Raw genomic sequence first — 21,147 nt, forward strand, 5'->3', positions numbered from 1 at the left:
GACGCGGACGGTTGACAAGCTATCACGGGCTCAAGTAGCTTCACGGTCAAGATACTTCATGGTCAAGCATAGGGGAGGGTGAATATGTCACCTGCGTCAACACGTGTCCGTCGGTGGATAGGTCTGATAGCGATCGCACTGGGCGTGGCGCTGATCGTGGTCGACACCACGATCGTGAACGTCATCACGCCGGCGGTGGTCGAGGACATCGCGATCAACTCCACCCAGGCGCAATGGATCCAGGGATCCTACGCGATCGTCTTCGCCGCCCTGCTGCTGCTCTTCGGTCGGATATCAGACCTCGTCGGAGCGCGGACGATCTTCATCTGGGGCGTCGTCGGCTTCGGCGCCACCAGCCTCCTGGCGGGACTGGCGCCCAACGGGGAGATCCTGATCCTCGCCCGTTTCCTCCAGGGGGTGGCGGCGGCATTGATCCTGCCGACGTCGCTCGCCCTCCTGAACCGCATGTTCACGGGCAAGGCGCGAGGTCAGGCGTTCGCGATCTGGGGATCCACGATCGGAGGGGCGACCGCGCTCGGACCGGTCATCGGCGGATGGCTGTCGGAGAACTGGTCGTGGCGGTGGGCGTTCGGCATCAACATCCCGCTGACGATCGTCATCCTCGTCCTGGCGGCTCTCTACCTCGTTCCCACTCCACGGAAGAAGGGGAGCATCGATCTTGTCAGTGCAGGTCTTTCCATCGTCGGGCTCGGGCTCCTTGCGTTCGGGCTGATCGAAGGACGCACGATCGGGTGGGTCATGAGTGAGCAGGCATTCGAACTGCCCGGCTTCACGTGGGACTCCGGCCTGTCCCCGGCATTTGTCGCACTCGTGCTCTCCGTCGTCCTGATGGTGGTCTTCGTCGCACGTCAAGTGGTTGCCAGCCGTCCGGGCAGCATGCGCGAGCCCTTCATGGACACGAAGCTTTTCTCGATCGCGTCGTTCCGCAACGGCAATATCGCCACCGCGATCATCGGACTGGGCGAATACGGCATCATCGCTGTGATCCCGCTCTGGCTGGTCTTCACGATGGATTACACCTCGCTCCAGGCGGGTGCCGCTCTGGTGCCGATCGCCATCGGCAGTTTCGTGGCGAGTGGCATCAGCTTCCCGCTGATGGCGAAGGTCTCACCGCTCGGTCTGGTGCGCATCGGCCTCGTGCTCGAGGTCGTGGGCCTGGTGGGTCTCGGTGCGGTTGCGACGTTCACCGATGCCGGATGGCTCCTCATCTCCCTCGTGCTGTTCTTCTACGGGATCGGCGTCGGCTTCGCCACGTCGCAGGTCACAAATGTGGTCCTCGCAGATGTGCCGGAGGACGAAGACGGTCAGAGCTCAGGCATTCAGAGCACGTTCCGTCAGCTGGGCTCTGCGCTCGGCATCGCGGCACTCACGACGGTGTTCTTCTCCTCGCTCAGCTCGAACATCCGGACTCTGCTGGTCGATGGAGGCCTGTCGGCGGATCAAGCGGCCGAGTTCGGTGATGCCGTCACCGACAGTGCGGGCGCGGCCATCCATCCACTGGCTGCTCACCCGGATACGGCATTCGTCGCGGATGCTGCACGTGAGGCCATGACGCACAGCCTCGCGCTGGGGTCCTACCTCGCAGCCGGGTTCCTCGTGCTCGGAGTCATCGCAACCCTGCTGATTCCGAACACCCAGAGAGTCCGCTTGGAACCTGCCGTCGACACTGAGGAATCAGAGAGCGCAGTGGCGTCGCAGCCCTGACCGTCAACCCGTTGTGCGGTGTCAGCGCGAGGCGTTCTCCGCGTAGAAGTCCGCGAGCCGCCGGAGTCCCGTGCGCGGTGCGACTCCGTCGTGCGTCATGCCCCACGTGGCGAAGAGAACCAGATCGGCCAGGCGAGGGCTGATCAGAGAGGTCAGCCGTTGCACGGGAGGGAGCGCCGCCGGAGGGATGCGGACCGTGCGGGGCCGTCTGCCCACGGCTTCGAACGCGGTGCGGGCCAGTTCGTCCCAGCGGAGGATCTGCGGTCCACCCACGTCCCACGTGCCGGTGCCGTCATGCTTCATCCGGTCGACGGTGAACGTGGCGAGATCGGCGCCGTGGATGGGATTGATGCGGACGCCGGGGCGGAAGAGGGGGACGATCCCACGCCTCGCCATCGTCACAAGTTCCATCAAGTCGGAGAAGTAGCCGGTCGGGTTGATGATCTGAGCAGTGATGTCCGAGGCGGCGAGCGTCTGCGCGAACGCAGTCTTCGCCCGCGTGAGCTGTGCAGGGCACCTGTCTCCCCCGAATACGTTGAGATACGTGAACGAACGGGCACCGTGGGTCCGGGCGGAGTGCAGGACCGCCAAGTTCGCGAGGTTGTCGACCGCCCACGGGTCCGCTTTCTGGCGGGTCACGCCCAGGGCGGAGACGACGACTTCGACTCCCGCCGCGACATCGCGCGTGAAGCGGGGGTGGGTGACGTCTCCGACGGCCCACTCATCCACGAGTCCCGCGAGCCCGGGCGCTCCCCAGGGTCCAGCGCGTTCTGCGCGTGCTCGATCACGCACGAGGGCGCGCACGCTGTGGCCGCGGTCGTGCAATTCGGCGACAAGATGTCGGCCGGCGTATCCGGTTGCTCCGATGACAAGCGCTGTGGCCATGCCGTTCCTGTCCGGGTGTCTTCAGGGGTTCTCGTGTCCTCTGAATGTCCCATGCGGACGACTGAATGTGGCCCATGTGGGGGCCTGAATGTGTGATGCCCTGGCCAAGTAGGTTCCTGACCAGGGCAAACGGTGGGCCCAGTGGGGATCGAACCCACGACCCACGGATTAAAAGTCCGTTGCTCTACCGACTGAGCTATAGGCCCACGCAGAAGTGTATCGAACTCGAGAGGCCCACTGGACCCCGTGGTGCTCCACTCTTCACGACGTTCTCAGGGAGCTCCCCTTGACGTCCTCACGGGGCGTCCCCTCGAATGAGTGCGATTCGTCCTCGGGCGAGCCCTGCGGGGACGAATCGCACTCACTCGAGGAGGGCCACCGATCGGGGCCCACGCCGGCTGTCGGCCGTCAGCAATCGTGACGCCGTGACGACCAGCCCTCACGGCATCGGCACGCCCGGGTACGTGCCGAACGACCAGAGGTTCCCCTCCGGGTCCTTCACACCGAACTCGCGGCTGCCGTAGGCGGTGTCGGAAAGCGGGATGACGACCTCGGCGCCGGCCTTCTGCGCGCGGTCGTGCAGTGCGTCGACGTCCTGCACCACCACGTAGGTCCCGGCGGTGCCCGGCTTCCGTGTCCAGTCGCGCCCTTCGCGGTACGACCCGAGCATCACGCCTCCGGCACCTTCCGGCCACAGCAGCTCTGCGTGCGCGACGGTGTCGCCGTCGTCGTAGCGGGCGGTGAGGCGGAAGCCGAACGTCTCCGTCAGGTACGTGATGAGCGCGTGGGCATCCTCAGCCTGCAGGGTGGCGAACACCGTGGGTGTCCCCGTGCTGCCCGGGTCCTGAGGGGCCCCGCCTTCCTCGTGCGGGCCGATCCCGGCGTTCTCGATGTCCTCTGGGTCCCGTGGTCTCGTTGCTCCAGTCATGCCCTCAGCCTGGTCCAGTGGCCGGTGCGACGGAAGGGGAGCGGGCCGTTCCGAAGCGGATTCACACCCGGCGCCGACGCTCCACCCACACGGCCCTCAGCCCACACCCCACCGCTCACCAACGTCCCCTGCCGCGGCGGACACAACACGGCTAGGCTCGGGAGCGGACACATGCAGTCGATCCGTCAGGAGAGCGCCATGCCCACCGCCGCACAACACCTCGTCGACACACTGGCAGCGAGCGGGGTGAGCCGCGTCTACGGGATCGCGGGCGATTCCCTCAATGGCTTCACCGATGCCCTGCGCGCGACGGACGGGATCGACTGGGTCAGCACCCGCCACGAGGAGGCCGCCGCATTCGCCGCCTCCGCCGAGGCTGGACTCACCGGTTCGCTCGCCGCCTGCGCCGGTTCCTGCGGACCGGGCAACACGCACCTCATCAACGGCCTGTACGACGCGAAGCGGTCCCGCGTGCCCGTCCTCGCGATCGCCGCGCAGATTCCCAGCGAGGAGATCGGCACCGGATATTTCCAGGAGACCCATCCGCAGGAGCTCTTCCGCGAGGCCAGTGTCTACGTCGAGCACGTGAGTGCGGCGAAGCAGCTGCCGCGCCTGCTCCGGATCGCGATCCGCGAAGCGCTGGGGCAGGGCGGTCCCGCCGTCCTCGTCGTCCCCGGTGACGTCCTGCTCGCCCAGGTCGACACCGCCGCCGAGGCCGTCCTCCCCACGGAGTCCACCGTCCTCCCAGCCGGGCCGGCGCTGGCAGGGGCCGCGCAGGCGCTCAACGACTGCACGAGGGTGACGATCCTGGCCGGTGCCGGGGTCGAAGGCGCCCACGCGGAGGTCGTCGAACTCGCCGAACGGCTCCGGGCGCCGATTGTCCATGCCTTGCGGGGCAAGGAGTTCATCGAGCACGACAACCCCTATGACGTCGGCATGACAGGGCTGCTGGGCTTCGCATCCGGCTACCACGCGATGATGCAGGCGGAGACGCTCGTGCTGCTGGGAACGGACTTCCCGTACCCCCAGTTCCTGCCGCAGGATGCCACCGTCATCCAGGTGGACGTGCGCGGTGGCCAGATCGGGCGCCGCATCAGTGTGGAGCACCCGCTCGTGGGCGATGTGCGCACGACCGTCGAGGCACTGCTGCCGATGCTCAGCCAGAAGAAGGACTCGAAGCACCTCGACCGGATGGTGAAGCACTACCGGAAGACGCGGAAGGAGCTCGACGAGCTCGCGACCCCTGCCCGTCGACGCATCCACCCGCAGTACCTCACCCGACTGCTCGACGAAGGGGCATCCGACGATGCGGTGTTCATCCCGGACGTGGGCTCTCCCGTCATGTGGGCAGCCCGCCACCTCACGATGAATGGGACGCGCCGGCTGATCGGCTCTTTCACCCACGGGTCGATGGCGAACGCGCTGTCCCAGGCGATCGGGGCGCAGGCCGCTTACCCGGACCGTCAGATCGTGGCGATGGCAGGTGACGGGGGACTGACGATGCTGCTGGGAGAGCTGCTCACCGTCACCCAGCACGACCTGCCGATCAAGACTGTCGTCTACAACAACGACTCCCTCAACTTCGTGGAGCTCGAGATGAAGGCGGCGGGCTTCGTCACCCACGCGACGGACCTCAACAACCCGGACTTCGCGGCTGTCGCAGAGGCGCTGGGCATCAAGGGGTTCCGGGTGGAGAAGCCCAAGGACCTCGAAGCGACCGTGCAGGAGTTCCTCGCCCATGACGGCCCCGCTCTGCTGGACGTCGTCGTCGAGCGGCAGGAACTGTCGATGCCTCCCTCCATCAAGGCGGAGCAGGCAGCAGGGTTCGCACTGTTCGCGGTCCGCACTGTGCTGTCGGGGCGCGGTGACGAGCTCATCGACCTCGCGAAGGCGAACCTGCGCCAGCTGCTGTGACCCGCTGGCGGACCACGGCAGTCTGTGGCGCCGTGTGTCGGTCTGTTTCCCCGCGTGACGCGGCGCGCGCTTCCGCCTGACGTCCTGCACCACTGTTGTCACGTTCGACAGCACGAGTGACAGGCAGGGAGCAGGACGATGGTGGAGAAGACGACGGGCGGCGCGGCGCCCTCTGGGATCCGCGAGGAGCTCGCGGGACGCAAGCGGAAGCGCAACATCGCCATCGGGGTGGGTGCGGGCATCGCGGCGATCGCGCTCATCACCGGCGGCACGATCGCGCTGACCGGCAACGGCGACGACGCAGGGGCGACGGACGAGCAGCTGTCGCTGCGGCTCGCGACCTCGGAGGACAACGCCTACCTCGACACGGTGGCGGACGTCGCGCAGGAGAAGGGGCTCGACGTCGAATGGGTGAACCTGGACGACTGGGTGCTGCCCAACTCGGAGGTCTCCAACGGCGCGCTCGACGGCAACGCGTTCCAGCACATCCGGTTCCTCGCGACCTACAACGAGCAGAACGACGACGACATCGTCCCGCTGTTCTCCACCGTCGTCGTCCGCTGGGGCATCTTCTCCCCGATGATCGACTCGATCGACGACCTGCCGGACGGCGCGAACATCGCGATCCCCGACGACGCGGCGAACTCCGCGCGTGCTCTGGGCATCCTCGACAGCGCCGGACTCATCACCCTGCGCGCCGGCGCCGGTGGCCTCGCGTCCCTCGACGACATCGAGGACAACCCCAAGGACTTCACGTTCACGGAGCTGCAGGCGACGACCATCCCGCAGCAGTACGACGACCCGTCACTGGACGCAGTGGTCGTCGGGTCGAACTACTTCGACCCCAGCCAGGAGATCGCGATCGAGGACGCCCTCGTCGCCGACGACCCCCAGGGCGACGAGACGCTCCAGTACGTCAACGTCATCGCCACCACCTCCGACCGCGCGGACGAACCCGCATGGGGCGTGCTCCGCGACTCCTACGACGACCCGCGGGTCGCGGAGGCGATCGAGGAGGAGCACTTCGGCCGCGTCATCCGCAACGACGTCGACGACGACCGGCTGCAGGACGCATTCGAGCTCGTGACTGAAGAAGCCGCCACCGCGTCCTGAGTCTTCCGACTCAGAGGCGGGTGTCGGGCCGCCAGGTGCGGGGCGCCTCGGGCCCGGAGTCGGTCTCGTCCGTGTCGGGAAGGCCCAGCTGGTCGACGGTCTCGCCTTCGATGCTCTTCCCGCGGCGGCGGGCCCGCATGCTCAGCAAGTGGCGCAGACCTGCGGTGATGTCCGCGTCCTTGAGCGCGGAACTGGAGGCGGGGTCGAGCTCCGGAGCGAAATGGGCGGGCATGTCACCGAACGCGTTCCGCGCGTTCTTCACGACCGTGTTCGCCATGACGCGGTTGGCGGTCCCGCCCACGACCGCACCCACGCCGAACGGCAGCGCGCGCCCCAGGATCGACCCGCCGGTCCGTGCCGCGTAGGTCCGGATGAGCTTCTTCCGCAGCTTCCTCACGATCGTGTCCATGAAGACCGTGGGGATCTGCTTCGTCACGAGGGCGCCGAAGTTCGAGTGGACGGGTGGCCCCCCGTCGATCTGCTGCGAGAACTGACGCACGAGGTCCTTGCCCGCCCCGCCCAGCATGAGACCCATCACCAGCGCATTCGCACGCTTCGGTTCACTCACCTGCATGCCGTGGAGCTCCGCCATCGACTGCGAGTACAGGGCCGACAGCTCGAGGAACCCTCCCGTCTCCACCGCCGCGAGGCCCAGAGCGGCACCCGTGCCCAGGCCGGGGACGACCGCCGTCGCACCGACGGCCGCACCACCGCCGGTCGCGACGTTCACGTAGTGCTTGCGGAGGATGACCGCGATCTCCTCCGGGGAGGCGAGCGGATGCCGTCTGCGCACACTGCGGATGTAGGCGAGAACGACGGGACGCTGGACGGACAGCGCCCTGCCCAGCAGAGTCTGGGCCTGCGGGCGCAGCTCCCCGTTCTTGTCGAACGCGAACTTCGTCGCCGTTCCCAGTCCCTTCGATGCTGCGGTGTGCGGGGTCATAGGTCCTCCTCGGGGCCTTCGAAGCGTCCGCTGCTCGGCGCAGGATCACTGCGCGAGGGACGCACTCACGACAGTACAAACACAACCTGAGCGCCCGCACATTCCTGTGAGTTCGCCGTGTCGGGGCACGTGAGCCCGCCGTTCAGGGCGGGGGAGTAGCCTGAGGCATGATGCGCCGACACCACAAACCCCTGCCGAAACCGGACCTGGACGCCTACGACACCCACCCGGACCCCGCCCAGCTGGCCGAACTCGCCCACGCGGCTGCCTCCCTCCTGGTCTACGGGAACACCGATGGGACCCCGTCCGCGGACGATGGCGCGGCGTCGGGTGGTGCGAGAGCATCGGGAGGTGCGGGGACTTCCGACGGTGCCGCGGCCTCGGGAGGTGCTGCGACCTCGGACGCGGCTGCCGCCTCGGGCACGGATGCCGTCCGGTCTGCTCGTGACGACGAGGCGACGGCCCGCTTCGTCCACCTCGCCGACGAGATCGGCCTCGAAGCGATCGCAGAGATCTGGTCCACCGCACCCGCCGTCTCCCTGCCGGGCGTGCTGTGGCGGCTCTACGCCCTGCGCGAATGGATCAGCCGGAACCCGCGCAGGTCCGCCGAGGAGTACACGACCGGCCGCAACGTGTCCCGCGCGGAAGGGCTGGGCGGACGCATCCGCGTCGACGCCTACCTCGCGGAGCTCGTCGCCGGTATCGAAGACCCTCCCGGCCCCGACGAGGTGATGCGCGCCGCGGACGAGATCCTCGCAGGTGCCTTCCGCGGCGACTTCACGATGGCGCTGCTGCGGGCCGCCGCATTCGCCGAGGTCGCCGCCGCCGGCCGCTGGGAACTGGGCCGCCGCGACGAATCCCGCGCCTTCGAACAGCTGGCATCCGACCTCGTGTCCTCCGCCCGTTCGCACAGAGCTGACACGCTGGGGTGATGCTGACGGCCGGTAGCCGTTAGACTGGGGTCGTGGCCTTCGGGTCACATCGGGTGTCGGGCTGCTGAAGCCCCGGGCTCCAACACACGCCGCTTCGAGCGGCCTAACGCCGAGAGGCGCTCTCAGCCCGGCACCCACCCACATCCAGACCAGTGAGGGTGATGACTCGTGCGCCTGCGCCGGCTGTCGAACGAAGCCGAGTACTTCAAGCACCTCACAGACCTCTCCGCCAGCCTCCGGCAGGGAACGCTCATCCTCGCGGAACTGTCCGGCATCCCCATGGACGAGCGCCGTGAAGCCGCCGGTCGTCTCGCGGCCGTCTCCGACGACGCTGACGCTGCGGAATCAGCCGTGCTGCGCGCACTGCGCGAGAACTACGCGACCCCCGTCGACCGGGATGCGCTCTACCGACTCACGAGCACTCTCTGCGAGACCACCCACCGCCTGGAATCTGTAGGCTTCGCGCTGTCGTCGTCCGCGTTCGACGAATTCCCCGTGGGCGTCCTCGAATTCCTCGCCCTCCTGTCCAACGCGACGGACCAGACGCACAGCATGCTCAAGCGCCTGCCGGGGAAACCGGACCAGTGGCAGTACGTCGAATCGATGTCCCGGCTCTTCCACCGCGCGGAGGCACTCCACCTGCAGGTGTCCGACGCCGTCCCCGCAGCGAAGAGGGGCCTTGCGTACCTTGCGGCCGCAACGCTCCTGGGCCAGATGTTCTACGAAACGGCCCGGTCCTTCGCGAGCATCGGCACCGTCGTGGCGGAGATCGCCGTCCGAGAGTCCTGAGCAAGGGACGTGGACCTCCTCTTCCTCGCCGCAGTCGTCGTCATCACGGCGTTCGCGTTCGTCAACGGCTTCCACGACGCCGGAGTGACCGTCGGCAACGCCGTGAAGAACCGCGCACTCCAGCCGCGCATCGCGCTCTTGCTGGCCGGCACCTTCAACTTCATCGGCGCGCTCCTGGGACAGGGAGTTGCGCTGGTCGTCGCGGAGAACACCGTGACACTCCCGCACGACCCCCACGGCATCCTCGCCGTCATCGTCGCGGGGATGACCGCCGCGACAGTGTGGGGCATCGCCACCTACATGCTGGCGATCCCCGTGTCGTCGACGTACAGCCTGGTGGGAGGTCTGCTGGGAGCGGGGCTGGTGTTCGGAGCGGTGGCGGACTTCGAGGGGATGCTGCTGCGGCTCATCCTGCCGCTGCTCGCCGCACCCCTCGTCGTGCTCGGGCTGTCCGCGCTCGTCACCTTCGTCGTCACACGGCTGGCCGAGAATTCGGCACCGAAGCCGCTGTTCCGGACCGCGCGCGCGGCGGACGGGGTCGCCACCGGTCTGCTCTCACTGGGCCACGGGGTGCAGGACGCGCAGAAGTCTGCCGCGGTGCTCGTCATGGCCATCCTCGCGTACCAGGGCATCGACTTCGTGGACGGGCAGGAATCTCCCGTCGGATGGCCGGTGCGACTCCTCATCGCCACGGCGCTGGCGGTCGGCACCGTGTCCTCCGGCTGGCGGGTGGCGCGCACCGTCGCCGTGCGCCTCGTGAAGCTCGACCCGCTCAAATCCGTCATCGCGAACGGCGTCGCGGCCACGGCCACTCTCGTGTCGGCCTTCGCCGTCGCCGTCCCCGTCTCCATCGTCTACTCCGTGACCGCGGCCAACGTGGGCACCCAGTTCTCCGGACGCCGCGGCATCATCCGCATGCGGTTCCTCTACCCGGTCGCGGGTGCCGCCCTGCTGGCGATGCCGGTGCCCGCGGTCCTGGGAGCAGGGTTCGCGGGTCTGCTCGTCCTCGCAGGGGTGTGACGGGACGCTGACCCGCAGAACTGTTTTGGCCGTGGTGTGGCGGTGGCGGGTCGGATCTGCTGCGGCATCGAGTGAGTGCGATTCGGCCCCAGAACGTGCGCTCTGGGGCCGAATCGCACTCACTCGAAAGCACGGTCAGGGACTCGCCCAGGTGGCCCGGTCGGGACGGCTTGATGCGACGCGGATCGGCCAGCGTTGATCAGCCGAAGCAGCTGAAGCAGCCGGAACAGCCGGAACAGCCGGAACAGCCGGGACAGCTGAGGCAGCTGAGGCAGCCGGAACAGCCTGGGAGGACCACCGGAGCGGATCAGCCGAAGCGGCCGGAGATGTAGTTGATCGTCTGCTCGTTCTCCGGGTTCTGGAAGATCGTCTTCGTGTCCGCGTACTCGATGAGTATGCCCGGCTTCCCGGTCCCCTGGATGTTGAAGAACGCGGTCTTGTCCGCCACGCGCGCAGCCTGCTGCATGTTGTGGGTGACGATGACGACCGTGTAGTCCTTCTTGAGCTCGTTGATGAGGTCCTCGACGGCCAAGGTGGAGATCGGGTCGAGCGCGGAGCAGGGCTCGTCCATGAGGATGACGGACGGTTCGACCGCGACCGTGCGGGCGATGCAGAGACGCTGCTGCTGGCCGCCCGACAGCCCGGAGCCCGGCTTGTCGAGGCGGTCCTTCACCTCGTTCCACAGGTTGGCGCCCCGCAGAGACTTCTCCACGATGGCGTCTGCGTCGGACTTCGACATGCGCGTGCCGTTGAGCTTGTAGCCGGCGAGCACGTTCTCGCGGATCGACATCGTCGGGAAGGGGTTGGGCCGCTGGAAGACCATGCCCACCTCCGCCCGGATGGACACCGGGTCGACGTGCGGGTCGTAGATGTTCTCGCCGTCCAGCAGCATCTTGCCTTCGGCATAGGCGCCGGGGAGCACTTCGTGCATGCGGTTGATGGTGCGGAGGAACGTGGTCTTGCCGCAGCCCGACGGTCCGATGAAAGCCGTGACGGCCCGGGGCTCGATACGGATGTTCACGTCTTCGACGGCCAGGAAGCTGCCGTAGTAGACGTTGAGGTCGACTGCGTCGATGCGCTTTGCCATGAGTCTTCAGATTCCTTTGCTTCGATGCCTGCTCGTGTCGGCTGTGCCTGTCGGTGCGTGGTCGCCCCGGCTGCGATCAGCGCCCTGTCCTCTTGAGTCAGCGCCCTGTCTTCTTGGGTGCGAACGCCTGGGCGACGATGCGTGCCACCAGGTTGAGCAGCATCACGATGATGATGAGCACGAGCGCTGCGGCCCATGCGCGCATCTCCGATGGCACGGGGGCCGCGGGGGCGGTCGGGTTGACGAGTTGGCGGTAGATGTAGACGGGCAGCGCTGTCATCCAGCCGCTGAACGGGTTCCAGTTGGTCGTGGCGAGGAAGCCCGCGGTCACGAGGATGGGGGCTGTCTCGCCGGTGACACGTGCGATCGCGAGCGTCACACCGGAGGCGATGCCGGAGATCGACGTGGGGAGGACGACCTTCATGATCGTCTTCCACTTGCGCACGCCCAGCGCGTACGACGCCTCACGCAGCTCGTTGGGGACGACCCTCAGCATCTCCTCCGTCGACCGGACGACGACCGGGATCATGAGGACTGACAGCGCGATGGCGGCGCTCAGGCCCATCTTCACCATCTGGAGGTAGACGGGGCTCTCGCCCAGGAACGTCGTGATGAACAGCTGCACCGCGGCGAACGCGAAGAGGCCCGCGACGATCGACGGGATGCCGGTCATGACGTCGACGAAGAACGTGATGGTCCGCGCGAACCAGCCGCCCCGGCTGTACTCGACGAGGTAGATCGACGCCATGAGGCCGATCGGCACGGAGATGACCGTCGCGACCACCGTGATCATGAGGGTCCCGATGAGCCCGTGGACGAACCCGCCGGACAGGGGCGCGCCCTCGTCCTGCGTGGCCGCGTCCGTCGCACCGTTCGTGGTGCTCATGTCCTCGGTGAGCAGGCCGGGGTTCGACAGGAGGGTGGGCAGTCCCTGCGCGAACACCGTCCAGAGGAGCGACACCAGGGGGATGAGCGCGACGATGAAGGCGGCCCACACGAGGTTGCGCCACAGACCGTCCGTCGCCCGCCGCTTGTTCTCGATGACACGCGTCGTCACGTACATGCCGATGACGTACACGATCGCGGAGAGGATGAGCCAGCCGGCGAAGGAGAAGCCCTCCGAGGCAATCAGCGCGATGAGTCCCGCACCGACCGCGAGCGATGCCGCGGCGACGACCATCCAGGTCCACCCGGGCTTCTGCCCGGCGGTGAGCGAGTTCTTGGGCTTCGTGGACCTGCCGTTCGGCTTCGACGACGGCGGTGCGGAGGGTGTGTGCCCCTCGTCCGGCTTCTTCAGTGCAGTCGACATCAGTTGGCTCCCGAGAATTCCTTGTGGCGGCTGACGATCCAGCGGGCGATCATGTTCACCACGAGAGTGATGATGAAGAGCATGAGTCCGGCCGCGATGAGTTCGGACTGGCGCATGCCGAACGCCTCGGGGAAGTTGAGGGCGATCTCCGACGGGATCGTCTGGTTGCCGGAGGAGATGAGGCTGAGGCCGAACACCCCGCCGGACAGGACGAGGGTGACGGCCATGGTCTCGCCGAGAGCGCGGCCCAGCCCCAGCATGACGGAGGAGATGATACCGGCGCGGGCGAACGGGAAGACGGTCATCTTCACCATCTCCCACTGCGTCGCGCCCAGGGCCAGGGCGGCCTCCTCGTGCAGCTTGGGTGTCTGGAGGAAGATCTCGCGGCACAGTGAGGTGATGATCGGCAGGATCATGACGGCGAGGACGACGCCGGAGGTGAGGAGGGTGCGTCCCGTCGTGGACGGGTCGCCCGCGAAGAAGGGGAGGAAGCCGAGGTGGTCGTGCAGCCACCCGTAGATCGGCACCATCGCGGTGGACAGGGTGATCATGCCCCACGCGCCGTAGACGACGGAGGGGATCGCCGCCAGCAGGTCGATGACGTACCCGACGGGGGTCGCGAGGCGCCGCGGCGCGTAGTGCGAGATGTAGAGGGCGATCCCGATCGCGACGGGTGTCGCGAGGACGATCGCGATCGCGGAGGCCATGAGTGTGCCGCCGATGAGCGGCATGACGTAGACCCAGAAGCTGTCAGCGCTCGCGATCGAATCCTGCTGGGAGAACACCGTCGGTGCCAGCGCGGGCAGCGATTCGGTGATGAGGAAGACCGCGACGAACGCGAGCACCAGGAGGATGAGGCCTCCGGCGCCGTACGCCAGTCCCGCGAAGACCTTGTCGCCGGATGCCGAGCCTGAGGACGTCCTGCCGCCCCAGGGCTTCGTGGTGGGCGAGGCCGTCGTGTCCCTCGCGTCGGTGACCTGCTCAGTCACGGTGACTCCCCTCGGAGTTCGTCAGTCCGGGGCGAGACCCCGGACGCATGGTGGAACTGTGAAGCATTGTCGGTGGGCCGTGAGCGCGACAGCGCCGCCGGTTCACTTGAGAAGTGAACCAGCGGCTCTGCCGGTGCTCGTCCGGAGGCTATGTCAGCCCTGAACCGTGATGTTGCCGATGCGCTCGAGCGCGGACTCGCGTGTGTCATCGGAGATCGGGGCGGAGCCGGCGGAGTCCGCACCGGCCTGCTGGCCCTCCTCCGACACGACGTATTCGGCGAAGGCCTTCGCGAGGTCAGCGGTCTCCTGATCCTGGTACTGCTGGCAGAAGATGTGGTAGGACACGAGGACGATCGGGTAGACGCCGGCCTCCTCCGTCGCACGGTCGAGTTCGACGGAGCCGTCCTCGTTCGCCTCGGACGCGTTGACCGCCTTCGAGGCGGCCTCGGCGGAGTACTCGACGTAGTCGTCGCCCACTCCCACCGCGACGGTGCCGAGCTCGCCCACCTGCGACGCGTCCGCGTAGGTGATCGCACCGTCGGTGCTGCCGGCCAGGGACACGACCCCGGAGGTCTGCTGCGCCGACTCGGCGGCGATCTCCGACGGCCAGGTCTCGACCTCGCCGAACTCCCACGCGTCAGCCGCGGCCTCCGCGAGGTAGGCGGTGAAGTTCTCCGTGGTGCCGGAGTCGTCGGAGCGGTGGACGACCGTGATCGGTGTGTCCGGCAGCTCCGTGCCCTCGTTCTGCTCCGCGATCGCGTCGTCGTTCCACGTGGTGATCTCACCGGCGAAGACCTTCGCGATGGTCTCCGCATCCATGTTGACGGTGTCGACGCCCTCGAGGTTGAAGGCGACGGCGACGGGGGAGATGTACGACGGGACGTGGAAGACGCCGTCCGGTCCGCAGACCGCTGCCGCCTGCTCCTGCTCCTCCTCGTCCATCGCGGCATCCGAACCGGCGAACGAGTACTGACCGGCGAGGAAGCCCTCGCGGCCCGCGCCGGAGCCCACCGGGTCGTAGTTCACGGTGAGGTCGGGGGAGACCTCCGTGACGCCCTGGGTCCAGGCGGTCATCGCCGACTCCTGCGAGGAAGCTCCGCCACCGATCAGGGTGCCGGAGACGGAACCGGAATCGACCGCTTCGCCGTCTCCGCCGGTGTCACCGCCGCTGCAGGCAGACAGTGTGAGTGTGCCAGCCGCGAGGACTGCTGCAGCGGTGCCGAAACGCTTGAGCTTCACGTGGGTGCCTTTCGATCCATGTGTGGGATATCCGTGGGGTGCCCCCCGAGTGCCAGGGGATGTCCCCGAGTGCAGTGCCCACGGTACGAGTGCAGAATGTCGCGAAAGGGGGCCGAATGTGAACAGCAGGTGAATGAGCCTCCCGGTGCGTGGGATCCTCGTCACACGCGGGTGCTCCCGCAGTCAGCTCACGTGTCGATGGGCCGGTAGCGCTCGACGTCGACGATCCGGGGGACAGCACCGGGGCGGACGTAGGCGACGAGGATCTCGCCGGGATTCATGTAGGGGTCCCGCGGCGGCAGGGACCGGGCGAGGCCCTCCGGCGCGTGGTCGGCGAGCACGTCGAGGACGGTCGGCAGGACCGGCCTGTGCGTGCACAGCGCCGTGGGCGTACCCTTCGCCAGGATCTTCTCGAGCACCGCCCGCGTCTTCTGCGGGTCCTTCGCGTTCGACTTCTCGCTCAGCGAGCCCCGCTTGCGGATCCCCCTCCCCGTCGCGGCGGACAGGGGCGCGAGTGTCGCGACGCAGCGCTTCCAGGGGCTGGACACCAGCCTGCGCAGCTTCCAGGCAGACAGCAGCCCCGTGAGCGCCAACGACTGGCGGGTGCCGATCGCCAGCAGGGGACGTTCGTGCTCCGTCTCATGCCACTTGGAGCGCGGGAACGCCTTCCCGTGGCGGACGATGATGAACGGCCACGCACGCAGGCTGCCGCTCGCGTGCGCCTGGACGACCTTGTCGAGCTGCTCGCGGTCCGCGAACCGGGTGAGCCGGTTCCGCGCCTCGTCGACGGTCATCCACCGGACCCGGTCGATCTCCTTGGGGTTCTGGATCTTCCCCGTGGGCTTCGCGGTGACCTCCGCCGCCCAGTACGACACGTGCTTGCGCTGGTTCTTGCCCACCGTGTAGCGGGCGCTGGGCAGGGGCAGCCCCAGGGTGACGGCGTACCCCGTCTCCTCCCAGACCTCCCGGACTGCGGCCTCGGGCAGGGTCTCGCCCTTGTCGACCTTGCCCTTGGGCCAGGACCAGTCGCGGTAGCGGGGCCGGTGGACGAGCAGGACCTCGAGCCCGTGTGACCGCTCCCGCCACAGGATGCAGCCGCCGGCGAGCACGTCCGCACGCAGGCGCGCCGATTCGCCGGCGTTGCTCACCGGGGACGGACTCATCCGCGCTGCCTCGACCAGCGGCGGCGGTGCACCCGGTGGAGCGAGTGCTGGTAGTCGTTGAGCGGCTCGCCGGCGGCGTCGACGGAGGCGCGCGTCCACAGACCGTCGCCGTCCAGGTCGAAGCGGGCGGTGTCGTCCGCGAACGCCAGATCGAACAGATGGCGCGCCTCGTCGATGTGCCGCGGATCCTCCAGCCGCACCAGTGCCTCGACCCGGCGGTCGAGGTTGCGGTGCATGAGGTCCGCGGAGCCGATGTACGCCTCTGCCTCCTCCAGCTCCGGACCGTGCTCGAACACGAACACGCGGGAGTGCTCGAGGTAGCGGCCCAGGATGGAGCGGACCTCGATGTTCTCGCTGAGCCCGGGGATGCCGGGGCGGATCGCGCAGATGCCGCGGACGAACAGCTGGACGCTCACACCGGCCCGCGACGCCAGGTAGAGGTGGTCGATGGTCCGCTCGTCGACGATCGAGTTGACCTTGATGCGGATGCGGGTGCGTTCCCCCGCCTCCGCACGCCTGGTCGCGTCCGCGATGTGCTCGAGCAGCCCTTCGCGCACCCGCGAGGGGGCGACGAGGAGCCGGGAGTACGTGGTGCCGGGGGCCAGGCCGGACAGCTGGTTGAACAGCTTCGCGATGTCCTCGCCCACCTGCGGGTCCGCGGTGAGCAGACCCATGTCCTCGTACCCGCGCGCGGTCTTGGGGTGGTAGTTGCCGGTGCCCACGTGGCAGTAGCGGCGCAGGCCGCTCTGCTCGCGGCGGACCACCATGCACAGCTTCGCGTGCGTCTTGAGGCCCACGATCCCGTAGACGACGTGGACGCCGGCACGTTCGAGCTTGCGGGCCCACGTGATGTTGTTCGCCTCGTCGAAGCGCGCCTTGATCTCCACGACCGCCAGCACCTGCTTGCCGGACTGCGCCGCCTCGATGAGCGCGTCGACGATGGGGGAGTCGCCGCTGGTGCGGTAGAGCGACTGCTTGATCGCGACGACGTGCGGGTCCTGCGCCGCCTGCTCGATGAACGCCTGCACGCTCGTGGAGAACGATTCGTACGGGTGCTGGAGGAGGATCTCCCGCTCCCGCAGCGCTTCGAACACGTCGGGCTGCTCGGAGGATTCGGCCTCCGCCAGGTCGCGGCTGACGATCGGGACGGCCTTGGGGAAGTGGAGGTCCTCCCGCGGGATGTCCGCGATGACGGACAGGCCGCGCAGGTCCAGCGGTGACGGCAGCTCGTAGATCTCCGATTCGTCGATCGCGAGCTCGTTGACGAGCAGCTCACGCACCCGCGGGTGCATGTCGTCGGTGATCTCCAGGCGGACGGCCGGTCCGAAGCGGCGGCGCTCCAGCTCCTTCTCGAGTGCCTTGAGGAGGTTCTCCGCGTCGTCCTCCTCGACCTCGAGGTCCTCGTTGCGGGTGATCCGGAAGCAGGAGGCGGACACGATCTCCATACCCACGAAGAGGGAGTCCAGGTGTGCGGTGATGACATCCTCGATGGGGAGGAACCGGGCCGGTGATTCGGGGCTCACGGGGATCTCCGGTCCCGCGCTGCTGCGGGGGCCGTCGAACGCGGCGACGTTGATGAACCGCGGCAGCACCGGCGGGACCTTCAGGCGGGCGAAGTGCTCTGCGCCGGAACGGGGGTGCCGCAGGACGACACCCAGGTTCAGGGACAGGCCGGACACGTACGGGAACGGGTGCGCGGGGTCCACGGCCAGCGGCGTGAGCACGGGGAAGACGCGTTCGTTGAAGAGTTCCGCCATCCCCTCCCGCTCCGACGCTGTGAGCTCGTCCAGGCCGATGACGAAGATCCCCTCCGCTTCGAGGCGGGGGCGGACGTCTTTGCGGTAGAGGTCCGCGTGGCGGCGGGCGAGGATGCGGGCGTTCTTCGTGAGCGAGCGCATCGTGGACCGCGGCTGCGCCCCCGTGACGGACGGGACGGCGAGGCCGGTCGAGATCCGCCGCTTGAGGCCGGCGACGCGCACCATGAAGAACTCGTCGAGGTTGTTCGGGAAGATCGACAGGAAGTTGACGCGCTCCAGCAGGGGCATCGTGGTGTCCGCGGCCATGTCGAGGACGCGCTCGTTGAAGGCGAGCCAGGACAGTTCGCGGTCGAGGAACCGGCCGTCCGGAGCAGGGAGCCCGTGCTCGTCGCCGAAGGTCTGCACGTCATAGGTCATGGTGGTCCTCCGGCCTGTAGCTCACGTGCACAACCGTACGTGAGAAGCCGACGCGCCTGTAGAGGGGCAGGGCCTTCTCGTTGTCGCTCTCCACGTACAGCTCGATCGCCTCCGCACCGGCCCGCAGCATGCGGTGCATCCCTTCGACGAGCAGTGCCCGTCCCAGCCCGCGGGCGTGCACCTGTGGGTCGACGCCGATGACGTGCACCTCGCCCATCGTGAGGCCCGACGGGTGCTCCGCATGCATCTTCGTCTCGTGGAAGCCGAGGATGCGCGCGTCCTCCGTCCGCTCCGCGATGACGACGGTGCTCGCGTCGAACCCCGGTTCCTGCGTTCGCCTGCGGTAGTCGTCGGGGTCCTGGCCGCCCTGCTCGGGGTGCCAGCTGAATGCGGCGTTGTTCACGGCGGCCCACTCCTCCGCGTCCTCGGTGCGCACGTCCCGCAGGACGACGCCGTCGGGGGCGGCGGCCTCGGGCAGGTCGGGTATGCCGTCCGTCGTGAGCTGCAGCAGTTCGCGGGCCCGTGTGAGGCCGGCCGAGGACGCCAGGTGGGCGGCGGCGGGGTGGTCGCCGTGCGACCAGAACCACGGGCTGCCCCCGGCCGACCGGGCCGCCCGGTCGAGGTCGGTGACGAGCACCCGGCCGAGGCCTCGGCCGCGGTGTGCGGGGTCGACCACGGCTTCGGCGGCCCAGCGGTCGCCCTGGAGTGCGGCGACGCCCACTCCGACGAGACGGTCACCGGCCGTGTCGGGATCCGCGCCCGAGGTGTGGGTGGCGTCGACCGCACCGGCTGCGGTGTCCGAGTCCCCGGCGAGGACACCGAGGAGGACAGCGGAGCCCGCGGCCGCGGCCTCGAGGAGGCCGTCGGAGATCGGGGGCAGTCCGTCGGCCGTTGTCGCAGCGGTCAGGACGTCCTGCACGTCCTCCAGCGACCCGAGCGGTGCGGTGCGGGGTGCGTGTGCGGGTGTCTCAGTCATCTGCGTCCTCCGTGTCAGGGGCGGCGCCGTCGTGCGGCGTCGCCGGTGGGTCGTGCGCCTCGTCAGGCGATGTGCGGGGCGCGGGCCGGTGGGTCGTACGCGCCAGCGGGCTCCTCCGGCCTCCTTCGGTGCGGACTCGGCCTGCCCGGCGAGCGCTCTGTCCTGCGAGGCGAGTTTATCCGTGCGGGCCGAAAGCGCCCTGGCGCGCGGCCGGAGGATGAGACATGGGACGCGCAGTGATGCAGGATGGAGGGGTGTTGAGATGGATGCGCGTGGTGATCGCCCTGAGCCTGACCCTGGTGCTCGGCGTGTCGACGGTGGCGGGCGAGTATCTGCTGAAGCCGTCGATGGCGTTCGCACCGGGGGCTCTGCTTGTCATGCTCGTCTTCGCGTACGGGTGGCCCAGACTCACGGATTCGCCGCAGCCGCGCGCCACATCGATCATGCTCGCGCTGCTGGGCATGGCCGGAGTCGGCGCGACCATGCTCGCCGAGGCCACCCCCTTCCTCGAATGGCTGCCGACCCTGGTGGGCGTCGGACTCCTGTGGGCGTTCGTGCAGAATCTCACCCGGGGTGTGGGCGCCTCCCACGCGACCGTGAACGTGTCCGCGCAGGTCGCCGGACTCGCCATCACACTGTCCGCCGCGACCTGGGTCGCCGCGTTCCGACTGACCACAGACCACACGACGATCCTCGTGGGCCTCGTCGCTGTGGTCCTCGCGCTGGCCGCGACCGCCCTGCCGTGGCCCGCGCGCTACACCTCCCCGATCGCTGTCGTCGCCGGCGCGGTGGGCGGGCTCATCACCGTGCTGGTGGTGGGCGGGACGTCGCCCGTGTTCATCCTGTCCGGCGCGCTGGGGGCGATCATGGGCGTCCTCGCCGCCGCTGTCGACCGGCTCCTGGGGCTCATCGCGCAGTCGAAGTACCAGGCAGCGGCACTGTCCGACGCCAGACGCCGCGACAAGGCCCGGCTCTTCGCGGTGCACGCCTCGCTGGGTGCGGCCCCCATCGCCCTGGGCGGTGTCATCGTCTACGTCCTCACCCGCGTCGTCGCGATGTGACGCGGCGGGCCCGGCGCCCGGTGCCTGGCGCCCAATGCCTGGTCGTCGGCTCGGTGCCTGGTCGCCGGTTCGGTGCGTGGGACGCGGGATCCCGGCGAGCGCGGACTCGATGTGAGCGGACTGTGAGCCTGGGCTAGACTTCCGCGCATGGAGCAATACACCGGACTAGTCCTGTTCTTCGAGATCCTCGTCGCCGTCGCCGGCCTGGGCGCCCTGGCAGTGGGCGCCAAGGTCGTCACGAACCTCTTCAAGGTGAAGCGCTGACCCATGCCCGTTGAGATCCCCGTCGATCTGCAGCCGGAACTCGTTCCGCTCGCGTGGCTGATCGGCACGTGGGAGGGCCATGGCGCGGTCGTCTACACGGACGTCGAGGAGAAGCACATCTTCCAGCGCGCCTCCTTCACGACCGAAGGCGATGCACCCTACCTCCTCTACACGTGCCGCACGTGGCTGACGGACGACGCGGACCCAGAGGCCGGCGGGGCCTCCGGCACCCTGCTGGGCATCGAGACCGGGTTCTGGCAGCTGGCACGGCCGCGCGGCGACCACGACACGGGACCCGGGCTGCTGCCTCCCACCGCGGCCTACCCGTACACGACCGCCGCGGCGGTCGAAGAGCTGCGCACCGAACGCGGCGACTTCGACATCGAAGTGGCGCTGTCCTACCCCCACGGCCTCATGGAGCACTACGCGGGCCGGGTCGCCGGACCCCGTGTGGACCTCGCCTCCGACGGCGGTGTGAAGACCCCCACCGCACTCGACTACCGCGCCTCCACCCGCATGTACGGGCTGGTCGACGGCCACCTCATGTGGGTGTGGGAGATGGCCGCGAACGGCCAGGACCCCGCCGCGCACGTCTCCGCGGACCTCCAGCGCACCACGCCGTCCGTCCTGGGCTGA

Annotated in this window: 18 protein-coding genes and 1 tRNA gene; 8 read left to right on the forward strand and 11 right to left on the reverse strand. The window is 68.5% G+C overall.

The genetic code is table 11. The features are described from left to right. Positions 1-84 precede the first annotated feature (84 nt). Positions 85-1,725: an MFS transporter gene (locus tag JFC09_RS15120; RefSeq protein WP_198394874.1), complete on the forward strand. Its 1,641-nt coding sequence runs from the start codon at positions 85-87 to the stop codon at positions 1,723-1,725. 21 nt (positions 1,726-1,746) lie between these two features. Here JFC09_RS15120 and JFC09_RS15125 read toward each other — a convergent pair whose 3' ends face one another. From JFC09_RS15125 to JFC09_RS15135, 3 genes are all read right to left on the reverse strand, one after another. Continuing rightward, positions 1,747-2,610 carry an SDR family oxidoreductase gene (locus JFC09_RS15125; protein WP_198394875.1) on the reverse strand — a complete coding sequence of 288 codons (864 nt, stop codon included), beginning with the start codon at positions 2,608-2,610 and terminating at the stop codon, positions 1,747-1,749. Positions 2,611-2,743: 133 nt separating this feature from the next. Continuing rightward, positions 2,744-2,816, reverse strand: a tRNA-Lys gene (locus JFC09_RS15130). 233 nt (positions 2,817-3,049) lie between these two features. Next, on the reverse strand, positions 3,050-3,538 hold the full coding sequence (locus JFC09_RS15135; RefSeq protein WP_198394876.1) for a VOC family protein: 489 nt from the start codon (positions 3,536-3,538) through the stop codon (positions 3,050-3,052). 198 nt (positions 3,539-3,736) lie between these two features. Here JFC09_RS15135 and poxB point away from each other — a divergent pair, with 198 nt between their 5' ends. Together poxB and JFC09_RS15145 are read left to right on the forward strand one after the other, a co-directional pair. Beyond that, positions 3,737-5,452 (forward strand): ubiquinone-dependent pyruvate dehydrogenase, encoded by a 1,716-nt coding sequence (gene poxB, locus JFC09_RS15140; protein WP_198394906.1) that lies wholly within the window; start codon positions 3,737-3,739, stop codon positions 5,450-5,452. 138 nt (positions 5,453-5,590) lie between these two features. Beyond that, a complete protein-coding gene (locus JFC09_RS15145) occupies positions 5,591-6,565 on the forward strand; it encodes a MetQ/NlpA family ABC transporter substrate-binding protein (protein WP_198394877.1) in 975 nt (324 codons plus the stop codon). Between the two features lie 10 nt (positions 6,566-6,575). Here the strand turns inward: JFC09_RS15145 and JFC09_RS15150 are convergent, their stop codons facing one another. Beyond that, complete coding sequence (locus JFC09_RS15150) at positions 6,576-7,508, reverse strand: hypothetical protein (RefSeq protein ID WP_198394878.1); 933 nt, start codon at positions 7,506-7,508, stop codon at positions 6,576-6,578. A 167-nt stretch (positions 7,509-7,675) separates the two neighbouring features. Here JFC09_RS15150 and JFC09_RS15155 point away from each other — a divergent pair, with 167 nt between their 5' ends. The 3 genes from JFC09_RS15155 (at position 7,676) to JFC09_RS16970 (ending at position 10,249) form a co-directional block, all read left to right on the forward strand. After that, positions 7,676-8,440 (forward strand): hypothetical protein, encoded by a 765-nt coding sequence (locus JFC09_RS15155; RefSeq protein WP_198394879.1) that lies wholly within the window; start codon positions 7,676-7,678, stop codon positions 8,438-8,440. Between the two features lie 168 nt (positions 8,441-8,608). Continuing rightward, the gene (locus JFC09_RS15160) at positions 8,609-9,229 is read left to right on the forward strand and encodes a DUF47 family protein (RefSeq protein WP_198394880.1); all 621 of its coding nucleotides are present in this window, start codon (positions 8,609-8,611) and stop codon (positions 9,227-9,229) included. 9 nt (positions 9,230-9,238) lie between these two features. Continuing rightward, on the forward strand, positions 9,239-10,249 hold the full coding sequence (locus JFC09_RS16970; protein ID WP_198394881.1) for an inorganic phosphate transporter: 1,011 nt from the start codon (positions 9,239-9,241) through the stop codon (positions 10,247-10,249). Positions 10,250-10,556: 307 nt separating this feature from the next. On the opposite strand, the gene pstB is transcribed toward JFC09_RS16970, so the two are convergent. From pstB to mshD, 7 genes are all read right to left on the reverse strand, one after another. After that, complete coding sequence (pstB, locus tag JFC09_RS15170; protein WP_198394882.1) at positions 10,557-11,336, reverse strand: phosphate ABC transporter ATP-binding protein PstB; 780 nt, start codon at positions 11,334-11,336, stop codon at positions 10,557-10,559. 97 nt (positions 11,337-11,433) lie between these two features. Next, positions 11,434-12,645 (reverse strand): phosphate ABC transporter permease PstA, encoded by a 1,212-nt coding sequence (gene pstA, locus JFC09_RS15175; RefSeq protein WP_198394883.1) that lies wholly within the window; start codon positions 12,643-12,645, stop codon positions 11,434-11,436. After that, positions 12,645-13,634 (reverse strand): phosphate ABC transporter permease subunit PstC, encoded by a 990-nt coding sequence (gene pstC, locus JFC09_RS15180; protein ID WP_198394884.1) that lies wholly within the window; start codon positions 13,632-13,634, stop codon positions 12,645-12,647. The genes pstA and pstC overlap by 1 nt, the downstream gene beginning before the upstream one ends. 153 nt (positions 13,635-13,787) lie before the next feature. Next, entirely contained in the window at positions 13,788-14,873 is a 1,086-nt protein-coding gene (pstS, locus tag JFC09_RS15185) for a phosphate ABC transporter substrate-binding protein PstS (protein ID WP_198394885.1), read from the reverse strand. Between the two features lie 188 nt (positions 14,874-15,061). Next, entirely contained in the window at positions 15,062-16,021 is a 960-nt protein-coding gene (locus JFC09_RS15190) for an NUDIX hydrolase (protein WP_332839793.1), read from the reverse strand. A gap of 11 nt (positions 16,022-16,032) precedes the next feature. Next, a complete protein-coding gene (locus tag JFC09_RS15195) occupies positions 16,033-18,210 on the reverse strand; it encodes an RNA degradosome polyphosphate kinase (protein WP_198394887.1) in 2,178 nt (725 codons plus the stop codon). Further along, entirely contained in the window at positions 18,200-19,186 is a 987-nt protein-coding gene (gene mshD, locus JFC09_RS15200) for a mycothiol synthase (RefSeq protein ID WP_198394888.1), read from the reverse strand. Before mshD ends, JFC09_RS15195 begins: the two co-directional genes overlap by 11 nt. Before the next feature lie 224 nt (positions 19,187-19,410). Between mshD and JFC09_RS15205 the strand changes: the two genes are divergently transcribed. Both JFC09_RS15205 and JFC09_RS15210 read left to right on the forward strand, forming a co-directional pair. Beyond that, the gene (locus tag JFC09_RS15205) at positions 19,411-20,247 is read left to right on the forward strand and encodes an ammonia permease (protein WP_232483673.1); all 837 of its coding nucleotides are present in this window, start codon (positions 19,411-19,413) and stop codon (positions 20,245-20,247) included. A gap of 267 nt (positions 20,248-20,514) precedes the next feature. Then, positions 20,515-21,147, forward strand: coding sequence for an FABP family protein (locus JFC09_RS15210; RefSeq protein ID WP_198394889.1), 633 nt, complete (start codon positions 20,515-20,517; stop codon positions 21,145-21,147).

This window comes from Brevibacterium yomogidense, from assembly GCF_016107685.1.
Taxonomy (GTDB): domain Bacteria; phylum Actinomycetota; class Actinomycetes; order Actinomycetales; family Brevibacteriaceae; genus Brevibacterium; species Brevibacterium yomogidense.